This is a genomic window from Kitasatospora sp. NPDC048365 (assembly GCF_043200835.1).
Classification (GTDB): domain Bacteria; phylum Actinomycetota; class Actinomycetes; order Streptomycetales; family Streptomycetaceae; genus Kitasatospora; species Kitasatospora terrestris.
In genome coordinates, this window is sequence record NZ_JBICYJ010000092.1 from 1 (window position 1) to 10,818 (window position 10,818).

Below are 10,818 nucleotides of genomic sequence, written 5' to 3' on the forward strand. Positions count from 1 at the left end.
CGCCCCCCCGGCCCCCCCCGCGGCGCGCCCCCCCCCCCCCCCCCCCCCCCCCCCCCCCCCCCCCCCCCCCCCCCCCCCCCCCCCCCCCCCCCCCCCCCCACCCCTCGGGGTGACGCCGGGTCAGCGCAGGGCGAACTTCTGGGCCGCGCTGCCGTTGCAGTCCCACAGCTGCAGGCGGGTGCCGTTCGCGGTGGCGCCGCTCGGGGCGTCCAGGCAGCGGCCGGACTGCGGGTTGAGCAGCGAGCCGTCGGCCTGCTGGACCCACTTCTGGCCGCCGACGCCGTTGCAGTCCCACAGCTCGACCTGCGAGCCGTTGGTGGTGCCGTTGCCGTTCACGTCCAGGCAGCGGCCGAGGGTGCGCAGCGAGGTGTCCGCGGCGTGCGCCCAGTGCTGGTCGACCGCGTAGGACTGGCAGTTCCACAGCTGCACCGCGGTGCCGTTGGTGCCGCTGTCGTCGGCGGCGACGTCCACGCACTGCCCGCCGGGTGCGGCGACGGGGCCGCCGCCGTTGACGGCGAACTTCTGCGCGCCGGCGCCGTTGCAGTCCCACAGCTGCAGCCGGGTGCCGTTGGTGGTGTTGCCGTTGGGGGCGTCCAGGCAGCGGCCGGACTGCGGGTTGAGCAGCGAGCCGTCGGCCTGCTGGATCCACTTCTGCGCGCCGCCGCCGTTGCAGTCCCAGAGCTGGAGGAGCGTGCCGTTGGCGGTGCCGTTGCCGGTGGCGTCGAGGCAGCGGCCCAGGGTGCCGAGGGAGCCGTCGACGTTGTGGACCCAGTGCTGGTCCTCGGCGTACGACTGGCAGTTCCACAGCTGGACACCGGTGCCGTTGACGCCGGTGTCGTCGGCGGCGACGTCGACGCACTGGCCGCCCGGCCCGGTGACGGTGCCCTGCGGGCCGTTCGGCAGGTCGGTGCGGCCGTTGTAGCCGACGGAGACGACGTTGGCCTGGACGGCGTTCTCGGTGGCGTCGCTCGGGTAGCCGTAGACCATGACGCCCTCGAAGAAGGTGCCGCGGTTCCAGTTGGAGTTGTCGCCGCCGATGCCCAGGATGATGCCGCCCTCCTGCTTCATCGGGCGGTAGCCGGCGCGGCTGGGCAGCGCGCCGTTCCACCAGGTGGTGAGCGAACCGGACTGGGAGTTGCCGCCCTTGAGGGCGTACGTGGTCTGGCCGTTGTTCTTCAGCACGGCCGTCACGAAGGGGCTGCTGTTGCCGAGGTTGGCGGTGTTGGAGCCGTTGTCGCCCTGGAACATGCCGTTCTCCAGGTCGGCCTCGACCCACGGCCCGCTGCCGGTGCACGGCGGGAAGTAGCAGGTGGTGGCGATGGAGACGGCGTCCATGTGCCCGTTGCCGGTGTCGGCGGGCGTGGCCTCGGCGTTGCCGTAGTCGAAGCAGCAGTCGGCGCCGACGTGGGTGCCGCTGGCCACCATGTAGACGCCCTCCGGCTGGCCGTTGACGGCCACGCCGGAGGCGACGCCGGTGTAGCGGTAGCCGACGCCCGGGGAGATCCACACGCCGTAGACCTTGTGGCCGCCGGCGGTCACGGAGATCTCGCTCGCGTCCGCGCCCCGGTCGTTGCCCATGCCGGCGGTGCCGGCCGGGCCCGGGGTGAGGTCGTTGTGCCGGGAGGTCTGGTCGTAGATCTTGCTGATCCGGCAGCTGCTGCCGTTGCAGAACTGGTCCTGCGCCTGGGCGTTGGCGTAGCCGCCGGTGGCCAGCAGGCCGATGTCGGCGGCGGCGCCGTCACTGGCCCGGGTGACCCGGTACAGCGGGCCGTTGTACGTGCCGAACAGGGCGCGGGTGGTGCTGTGCGCGGCGACGCAGGGGGTGCCGCCGGCGGCGTAGATGTCGCAGGGCAGCGAGGCGGCCGCGTGGCCGACCCCGGGCAGGCCGATCAGCGCGGCGACCACCAGCGCGAGGGCGGCCAGGGCCGCGCGCGCGTCGCGCCACAACTTCCGTGCGGGGACTAAGGCTTGGCTGGACAAGGTGCGCTCCTTCTGGGTGGGGGGTGCGAGGGGCGGTACCGGTCGGCGGCGCGGAGCGGGGGTGCCCGGCCGCGGGCGCGCACGTACTGGCGGTTCATCGGCGACCTTGTATTCTCACGTTGTAGTAGCGGCGTCGAGGCGTTGCCGGCCCCGCTCCCTCGCGCACGGCCGGCGGGAGGAGGGGTGCGGTCTTGTCCGTACCGAGCGGCAGTGGCAGTGGCAACGGAAACGGCAGTGGCGGTGGCGGCGCGGCGGCGCCGCGGTTGAAGGACGTGGCCGAGCTGGCCCGGGTCTCCGTGAAGACCGTCTCCAACGTGGTGAACGGGACGACGCCGGTCGCGGAGGCGACCCGGGAGCGGGTGCAGCGGGCGATCGACACCCTCGGCTACCAGCCCAACGTGATGGCCCGCCGGCTGCGGACCGGCCGCAGCGGCGTCATCGCGCTGGCCTTCCCCGAACTGCCGTCACCGTACTTCGCGGAGCTCGCAGTGGAGGTCATCGCGGCGGCCCGCCGGGTGGGCATCACGGTGCTGATGGACGACACCGGCGGCGACCCGGCGGCGGAGCTGCGGATCGCCTCGGGCCTGGGCGCCCCGATGATCGACGGGGTGATCCTCAGCCCGCTTGGCCTGGACCGGGCGGCGCTGCTGGCCCGCGACCGGGAGATCCCGCTGGTGCTGCTCGGCGAGGCCGACCTCGGGCCGGTCGCCGACCGGGTGCACATCGACAACGTGGCCGGCGCCCGCGAGGTGACCCGCCACCTGCTGGACGAGGGCTACCGCCGGATCGCCGCCATCGGCTGGCAGGACCCGGCCCCGCGGGCCACCGCCGAGCAGCGGCTCGCCGGGTACCGGGAGGCCCTGGAGGCCGCCGGGCTGGCGGTGGACCCGCAGCTGCTGCCGCCGGTGCGCGCGTACTTCCGTCCCGACGGCGCCTCCGCGATGCGGCGGCTGCTGCGCCTGCCGCAGCGGCCCGACGCGGTGTTCTGCTTCAACGACCTGCTGGCGCTCGGTGCGCTGCGGGCCGCGCACGAGGCCGGGCTGCGGGTGCCGCAGGACCTGGCGATCGTCGGGTTCGACGACGTGGAGGAGGCGGCGTACGCGATCCCGTCGCTCACCACGGTCGCCCCCGACAAGCGGCTGATCGCGGAGCTCGCGGTGCGCTGCCTGGAGGAGCGGATCGAGCAGCGCTACACCGGGCCGGGCCGGCGGATCACGCCGGGCTTCCGGGTCGTGGTGCGGGAGAGCAGTACGCTCGCCCGCTGACCACGGCCTGCTCGTGACCGCACCCCGGGCGGTCGCGGCCGCACCTCGGCCGGTCACGACAGCTCCCCGGGCGGCGCGGGCAGGTGCGGGAAGCGGAACTCGGTGGTGCTGTGCCGCGGGGTGCCGGGGCGCAGCACGGTGTCGGGGTAGCCGGGCCGGTTGGGCGCGTCGGGGAAGTGCTGGGTCTCCAGGCACACCCCGGCGTGCCGCGGGTGCGGGGTGCCGTCGAGGCCGTTGCCGGTGTAGACCTGCAGGCCGGGTTCGGTGGTCCACACCTCCATCCGGCGCCGGCTGTCGGGGTCGTGCAGGCGGGCGGCGCGGCGCAGTGCACCGGGTGCGGGCGGCGGTGCGAGGACGTAGCAGTGGTCGTAGCCGCCGGCCCGGCGCAGCTGGGGGTCGGGGTGGGCGAGGCGTTCGCCGAGCCGCTGGGGGACGCGCAGGTCGAAGGGGGTGCCGACGGTGGGCACGGGTGCGCCGAGCGGGATCGCGGCGGCGTCCACGGGCAGGTACGCGTCGGCGTCGACGGCGAGCCGGTGGTCGAGCACGTCGGTGCGGCCGGGGCCGGCGAGGTTGAAGTAGGCGTGGTGGGTGAGGTTGACCGGGGTGGGCCGGTCGGTGCGGGCGGTCCAGTCCAGCCGCAGGGTGCCGGAGCGTTCCAGGGTGTAGACGGCGGTGACGTGCAGGGCGCCGGGGAAGCCCATGTCGCCGTCGGGGCTGTGCAGGTCGAGGCGGAGCGCGGCGCGGGTGCGGCCGGACTCGGCGGTGGCCCGCCAGGGGCGGCGGTGGAAGCCGTCGGGTCCGCCGTGCAGGGCGTGGCCGCGGTCGTTGGCGGGGACGTGGTGGGCCGTGCCGTCGAGTTCGAAGCGGCCGTGGGCGATGCGGTTGGCGTAGCGGCCGATCAGCGCGCCGAGGTAGGCGGTGTCGGCGGTGTAGCCGCCCAGGGTGTCGTGGCCGAGGACGACGGTCGCGGTCCGGCCCCCGGGGTCGGGCACGTCGAGGCGGTGCAGGACGCCGCCCAGGTCCAGCACCTCGGCGCGGACGCCGGTGCCGGCGTCGAGCGTCCAGCGGGCGACGGGGGTGCCGTCGGGCAGGGTGCCGAACGGGCTGCGGGTGACGGACGGGAGCGGCAACGGGGGTCCTTCGACGGTGACGGTCCGTCAGAGCGACGGCGCGGACGGGCGACGGGCGGACGGCTGTCGGGGCGGGCGGGGGGTCAGGCGCGGGCGGCGCGGCCGGCGGTGGACTCGCGGACGACCAGGGTGTGGCTGGGCAGGATGCGGCGCGGCCGGGGCGGGACGGGGTCGGTGGCGGCCTCGATCCGGGTGATCAGGCAGTCGACGGCGAGCCGGGCGATGGCCGCCTTGTCGGGGGCGATGGTGGTGAGGGTGACGGCGCCGTAGCGGCCGTCCTCGATGTCGTCGAACCCGACCACGGCGATCTCCTCGGGCACCCGCACGCCGCGCTCGGCGAGGACGCGCAGCGCGCCGAGGGCGACCAGGTCGTTGTAGGCGAACACGGCGTCGGGCGGTTCGGGCAGGTCGAGCAGGCGGGTCATGGCCACGGCGCCGTCCAGGCGGTCGTAGCCGTCGGTGGCGACCACCAGGTCCTCCCTCGGGGTCCGGCCGGCGGCGAGGAGCTCCTCCCGCCAGCCGCGCAGCCGCAGGTGGGCGGGTTGCCGGTGGCTGTCGCGGCGGGCGCCGACGAAGGCGATCCGGTGCCGGCCGAGGCCGATCAGGTGGCGGACGGCGAGTCGGGCGGCGGCCACGTTGTCGATCGCGATGTGGTCGAACGGGGCGTCGTACTCGCGCTCGCCGAGCAGGACCAGGGGCGGCCCGGCCCGGCGGCGCAGCAGGTCGTCGTTCTCCAGGTGGATGGGGCTGAGGATCAGCCCGTCGATCAGGTGGGAGCGGAAGCCGAGGGAGACCAGGGTCTCCTTGGTGCGCAGCCCGGCGGTGTGGTCGAGCAGGACGGTGTGGGCGTGGTGCGCGGCCGCGTCGATGACGGCGGCGGCCAGGTCCGCGAAGTACGGGTTGCCGAGCTCCGGGACGGCCAGCGCGATGATGCCGCTGCGGCCGGTCCGCAGGTGGCGGGCGGTGGCGTTGGGACGGTAGCCGAGCTCGTCGATGGCGCGCTGGACGCGGTCGCGGGTGCCGGGTCTGACGTGCGGGTAGTCGTTGACCACGTTGGAGACGGTCTTGACGGACACCCCGGCCCGTATCGCGACGTCCTTGAGGCTCACGCCCACGGCCCTGGTCTCCCTCGGCTCGGTTCCGTCCTGGTCGGCGGCGGGTCGCGGCCCGCCCGGTGCGGTGGTGCTCACTCGTCCTGGCGCCCTCGGTGGAGCAGCGCCTGGGCGAGGACGACGGCGGCGAGGAAACCGCCGTTGACGGTGTCGGTGACGGCGGAGCCGAACTGCGAGGCGGACCGGTCGATCAGGTTGTGGATCACCGACAGCAGCAGGACGCCCGCGACGGTGCCGCCGACCGAGCCGCTGCCGCCGGTCAGCAGGGTGCCGCCGATCACCACCGAGGCGATGGCGGTGAGTTCGTAGCCGACGCCGACGGTGGTGACGCCCGAGCCGAGCCGGGCGCTGCCGAGCGTGCCGGCCGCACTGGCCAGGGTCGCGGACAGCACGTACACCAGGGTCTTGGTCCGGGCGACGGGCAGGCCCATCAGCCGGGCGGCGTGCTCGTTGCCGCCGACGGCGGTGGTGGTGGCGCCGAACCGGGTGCGGGTGAGCAGCAGCGCCCCGAGCCCGAACAGGACGGCGGCGATCAGCACCGGCGTCCAGGTGCCCTCGCCGAGCGAGCGGAACGCCGAGTCGCGCGGCACCAGGTAGGTGGTGGTGCCCTCGTCGGTGATCACCTGCAGCAGGCCGCGGGCACCGAGCAGACCGGCGAGCGTCACGATGAACGGCGCCATGCCGGCCCGGGCGACCAGCAGCCCGTGCACGCAGCCCCACGCGGCGCCGACCACCGGCGGCACCAGCAGGGCGGCCCAGGTGCCGTGGTGCTGCGCGGCCCACGCGGCCAGGACCCCGCCGAGCGCGTACATCGAGCCGACCGACAGGTCGATGCCGCCGGTGAGGATGACGAAGGTCAGACCGAGGGCGAGCAGCCAGACGAAGGCGTTGTTGCCGAGGATGGCGCCGAGGTTGTCGGTCCCGGCGAAACCGGGCGAGAAGACCGCGGCCAGCAGCACCACCAGGGCGAGGACGCTGAGCGCGCCGTGCCGCTGGATCCGGCCGGCGAGCCGCTCGGAGGCGGTCTCGGCGCTGGGCCGCGCACCGCGGCGCGAGGCCCGGGCGGCGGCGGGGGAGGACGTGCTCATCGGGTACCACGCTCCTGGGAGGCGTACACGGCGAAGCAGATGACGGCCGCTTCGACGATCTTGGTGATGGAGCTGTGCACGTTGTGCTGGGTGAGCACGGCGGTGATCAGCTGCATGAACAGTGCCCCGGCGACGGTCCCCAGCACCCGGACGCTGCCGCCCGCCAGCGGGGTGCCGCCGACCACCACGGCGGTGATCGCGTCGAGTTCGATGGTGCGGCCCTGGTTGGCGGGGTCCGCCTCCGCGCCGTGCCCGACGATCACCGCGCCGGCCAGCGCGGCGAGCACCCCGGAGAGCAGGTAGACCGTCAGCAGCACGCGGCGCACCGGCAGCCCGGCCAGCCGGGCGGCCCGCCGGTTGTCGCCGATCGCCACCAGCTGCCGGCCGAAGGTGGTGCGGTGCACCAGCACGGCGGTCAGCGCCACGCATCCGGCGGCCAGCCACGCGGTCAGCGGCACACCGGCGAACGCGTCCGAGCCGAGCGAGAGCAGCGCGGGGTCGGTGACCGGCTTGGCGGAGGCACCGTTGATCAGCGAGGCGATGCCGCGCACACCGATCATCAGGGCGAGCGTCGCCACGATCGGCTGCACCCGGGTGAACGCCACCATCGCGCCGCCCGCCAGCCCGCTGACCGCGCCGAGCACGACGGCGACCAGCAGCGCGACCGGCAGGCCCCAGCCGATGTACAGCGGGACGACCGCGGCGGCCAGCGCGATCACCGCGCCCACCGACAGGTCGACGCCCTCGGTGCCGATCACCAGCGCCATGCCGAGCGCGACCAGCAGCGTCGGCGCGACCTGGAACAGCTGGATGCGGACGTTCCCGGCGGACAGGAAGCCGGTGTCCAGCACCACGGCGGCCAGGAACAGCACGGCCAGCGCCGCGTACACGCCGTAGCGCCGCAGCAGGTGCAGGGCGGGGCCGCGGCGGCGCAGGGCGCCCGCGACGAGGGCCGGGGCGCTCATCGGATCGCTCCGTTCGGGGAGGGGTTCGGGTTCGGGTCGTCGGTGCCGTCCGGGTCCTCCCGGGCGGCCGGCGGTTCGTGGGCGAGGGCGTCGAGCAGGCCGTCGGCGCTGACATGGTCGCCGGTCAGCTCGTCGACCACCACGCCGTCCTTGAGCACCAGCACGCGGTCCGCGCCGGCGATCAGCTCCTCCGCGTCGGAGGAGATCAGCAGCACGCCGAGGCCGTCCGCCGCGAGCTCGTCGATCAGGGCCTGCACCTCCGCGCGGGCACCGACGTCGATGCCGCGGGTCGGCTCGTCCAGCAGCAGCACCTTCGGGCCGAGGCAGAGCCAGCGGGCCAGCAGCACCTTCTGCTGGTTGCCGCCGGACAGGTCGGCGACCTTCTGGTCCGGGCTCGCCGCCTTGATCCGCAGCCGGGCGACGAACCGGTCGACGATCTCGTCCTGCCGGGCCCGCGAGACGATGCCCGCCCGGGACAGCCGGGGCAGCGCGGCCAGCACGATGTTCTCCCGCACCGACAGGCCCGGGACGATCCCCTCCGCCTTGCGGTCCTCCGGCAGCAGCACCACACCCGCCCGGATCGCGGCCGCCGGGCTGCGGCGGGCCAGCACCCGACCGTCCACCTCCACCCGGCCCGCGTCCGCGCCGAGTGCGCCGACCACCGCCTTCGCGGTCTCGCTGCGCCCCGAGCCGAGCAGGCCGCCCAGGCCCAGCACCTCGCCCCGGTGCACGTCGAAGCCGACACCGTGCACCTTGTGCCGGACCGCCAGGTCACGAGCGCGCAGGGCCGGCGGGCCGTCGTCCGGGTGGCTGCGGCGTTCGTCATGGGTACGGGCGGTGCGGTCGCGGGCCGCGCCGAGCTCCCGGCCGAGCATCATCGCCACCAGGTCGAGCCGGGCTAGCCCGGCGAGTTCGCCGCTGTGCACCACCCGGCCGTCGCGCAGCACGGTGACGTCGTCGCAGATCGCGTACAGCTCGTCCATCCGGTGGCTGACGTACACCACCGCGATGCCCTGCGCGGTGAGGTCGCGGACCACCGCGAACAGGGTGTCCACCTCGCGCGGCTCCAGCGAGGACGTCGGCTCGTCCATGATGACGACCCGGGCGTCCACCTGCACCGCACGGGCCAGGGCCACCATCTGCTGGGCGCCGAGGCCCAGTTCGCGCAGCGGCCGGGTGACATCGGTGTCCACGCCGTACCGGACCAGCAGCTCCGCCGCCTCCCGCTCCATGCGGCGGACGTCCAGCAGGCCGCGGCGGCGCGGCTCGCGGCCCAGGAAGAGGTTGCGGGCCACCGACATCATCGGGACCAGGTTGACCTCCTGGTAGACGGTCGAGATCCCGGCCCGCTGCGCCTCCAGCGGGGTGCGGAAGTACCGTTCCCGACCGGCCAGTTCGAGCCGTCCGCCGTCCGGCTGGTGGACGCCGGTGAGGACCTTGATCAGGGTGGACTTGCCGGCGCCGTTCTCGCCGACCAGGGCGTGCACCCGGCCGGGCCGCAGCGTCAACCCGACGCCGTGCAGGGCGTGGACGCCCGCGAAGCTCTTGTCGATCCCGGTCGCCGCCAGAACGGGGTCGGCGGCCGTGCTCTGCTGCCCGGCCGGGACGGCCGGTTCGGCCTGGGCCATGGGTCTGCTCCTCCTACCGGTGATGAGGGGTCCGGGGTGGTCCGCCGTCGGGGACCGCGCGCTGCCACGCGCGGTCCCCGACGACGGGGCCGGTGGGGGCGGGATCAGTACACGAGGCCCTGGGCGAGCGCCTGCTGGGCGTTCTCCGCGGTGAAGTGGCCGTCCTTGATGATCACCTTCGGCTGGACGCCGGCGGAGCCGTAGAAGTCCTGCAGCGACTGGAACGCCAGCGGGCCGAACCGCGGATTGGTCTCGATGTCCGCCACCAGCTGCCCGTCCACCACACCCTGCACCGCCTGCCGGATGCCGTCGATGGAGACGATCTTGATGTCCTTGCCGGGCGTCTTGCCCGCCGAACGCATCGCCTGGATCGCACCCAGCGCCATGCCGTCGTTCTCGGCGTACACCGCGGTGATGTCCGGGTGCGCCTGGAGCAGCTGCTCCATCACCTTCTGCCCCTCGGTCTGGTCGAAGTTCGCCGTCTGCGAGGCCACCACCTGCAGGTTCGGGTACTTCGCGGCGACCTGGTCGGTGAAGCCCTTGGTGCGGTCCGCCGACACGTTGTTGCCCGGCGTGCCCTGCAGGATCGCCACGTGCGCCTGACCGCCGGTGGCGGCCGCCAGGTCGTCGGCGGCGATCTGCGCCTGCCCGTAGAAGTTCGAGCCGATGAACGCGACGAAATCGCTGCACGCCGCGCCGGTCACCGTCCGGTCGATGGTCAGCACCGGGATCTTCTTCGCCTTCGCCGCCGCCAGCGCCGGGCCCAGACCGTCCGAGTTCTCCGGCGCCACGATCAGCACCTGCGCGCCCTGCGCGATCATGTCCTGGATCTGCGCGTTCTGCGCGTTGACGTCGGCGTTCGCGTTGCGCTCGATCAGCTTCACACCGAGCTTCTTCGCCTCCGCCTCGATGCTCGCCGTCTCCGCCGCGCGGAACGGATTGCTGGTCGACTCCGACTGCGAGAACCCCACCACGGTCTTGCCGTCGGTCAGGTTCAGCTTCGGCGCACCGTAGGTGTCCGCGGTGCAACCGGGGCCGCTCGCACCGGCCGACGGCGACACGACCTGCTGGGCCGCCGCACTGTTGTCTCCGGCCCCCGGGCTGCGCCCGGACGCCGTGCCGGTGCCCTGGTTGGTGCACGCGGACGCCGACACGCACAGCCCGGCGACGAGCAGCGCGGCGACAGTGGACTTGGCGCGCTGGGTGGGGTTCATACGCCCGATCACATCCTTGACTGCGGGGGATTGACTGCGGGGGAGGACGAAGGGGGCCACCGGCGCTACCCGCCGGTTTCCAACGTTGCAGAGGGACTGTGGGGCATCCGTCGAGAGGCTGTCAAGAAGTCGCGCAGCCCGGCCGGAGAGATTGAAGGACCGTCAACTGGCCCTGAACAGCGGCGATCTATGCAGGAATTGCAGCACGGGGACGGATTCCTGTGAGAGGTCTGGACAAGGCCGGGGCGTCCTGCTGAGATGCCTGCGTGTCCACGGTTTCCAACGTTGTGAAAACGACGCGGCGGCACAGGAACGGGGGGGGGGGGGGGGGGGGGGGGGGGGGGGGGGGGGGGGGGGGGGGGGGGGGGGGGGGGGGGGGGGGGGGGGGGGGGCGGGGGGGGGCGGGCGGGCGGGGGGGGGGGGGGGGGGGGGCGCG

8 protein-coding genes are annotated in these 10,818 nt (G+C 74.5%); 1 reads left to right on the plus strand and 7 read right to left on the minus strand.

Features of this window, described 5'->3' with window-relative positions; translation table 11 throughout:
- Positions 1-120 precede the first annotated feature (120 nt).
- The gene (locus tag ACGFX4_RS40900; protein WP_393086238.1) at positions 121-1,947 is read right to left on the minus strand and encodes an arabinofuranosidase catalytic domain-containing protein; all 1,827 of its coding nucleotides are present in this window, start codon (positions 1,945-1,947) and stop codon (positions 121-123) included.
- Positions 1,948-2,243: 296 nt separating this feature from the next.
- Here ACGFX4_RS40900 and ACGFX4_RS40905 point away from each other — a divergent pair, with 296 nt between their 5' ends.
- On the plus strand, positions 2,244-3,245 hold the full coding sequence (locus ACGFX4_RS40905; RefSeq protein WP_393086250.1) for a LacI family DNA-binding transcriptional regulator: 1,002 nt from the start codon (positions 2,244-2,246) through the stop codon (positions 3,243-3,245).
- A gap of 53 nt (positions 3,246-3,298) precedes the next feature.
- Here ACGFX4_RS40905 and ACGFX4_RS40910 read toward each other — a convergent pair whose 3' ends face one another.
- The 6 genes from ACGFX4_RS40910 to ACGFX4_RS40935 form a co-directional block, all read right to left on the minus strand.
- On the minus strand, positions 3,299-4,375 hold the full coding sequence (locus ACGFX4_RS40910) for an aldose epimerase family protein (RefSeq protein WP_393086240.1): 1,077 nt from the start codon (positions 4,373-4,375) through the stop codon (positions 3,299-3,301).
- An 83-nt stretch (positions 4,376-4,458) separates the two neighbouring features.
- Positions 4,459-5,490 carry a LacI family DNA-binding transcriptional regulator gene (locus ACGFX4_RS40915; protein ID WP_393086252.1) on the minus strand — a complete coding sequence of 344 codons (1,032 nt, stop codon included), beginning with the start codon at positions 5,488-5,490 and terminating at the stop codon, positions 4,459-4,461.
- Positions 5,491-5,561: 71 nt separating this feature from the next.
- Complete coding sequence (locus ACGFX4_RS40920) at positions 5,562-6,575, minus strand: ABC transporter permease (protein WP_393086242.1); 1,014 nt, start codon at positions 6,573-6,575, stop codon at positions 5,562-5,564.
- A complete protein-coding gene (locus ACGFX4_RS40925; protein ID WP_393086244.1) occupies positions 6,572-7,540 on the minus strand; it encodes an ABC transporter permease in 969 nt (322 codons plus the stop codon). The genes ACGFX4_RS40920 and ACGFX4_RS40925 overlap by 4 nt, the downstream gene beginning before the upstream one ends.
- The gene (locus tag ACGFX4_RS40930) at positions 7,537-9,168 is read right to left on the minus strand and encodes a sugar ABC transporter ATP-binding protein (RefSeq protein ID WP_393086246.1); all 1,632 of its coding nucleotides are present in this window, start codon (positions 9,166-9,168) and stop codon (positions 7,537-7,539) included. The genes ACGFX4_RS40925 and ACGFX4_RS40930 overlap by 4 nt, the downstream gene beginning before the upstream one ends.
- A gap of 104 nt (positions 9,169-9,272) precedes the next feature.
- Positions 9,273-10,382, minus strand: a complete 1,110-nt coding sequence (locus ACGFX4_RS40935; RefSeq protein ID WP_393086248.1) for an ABC transporter substrate-binding protein — start codon at positions 10,380-10,382, stop codon at positions 9,273-9,275.
- Between the last annotated feature and the right edge of the window lie 436 nt (positions 10,383-10,818).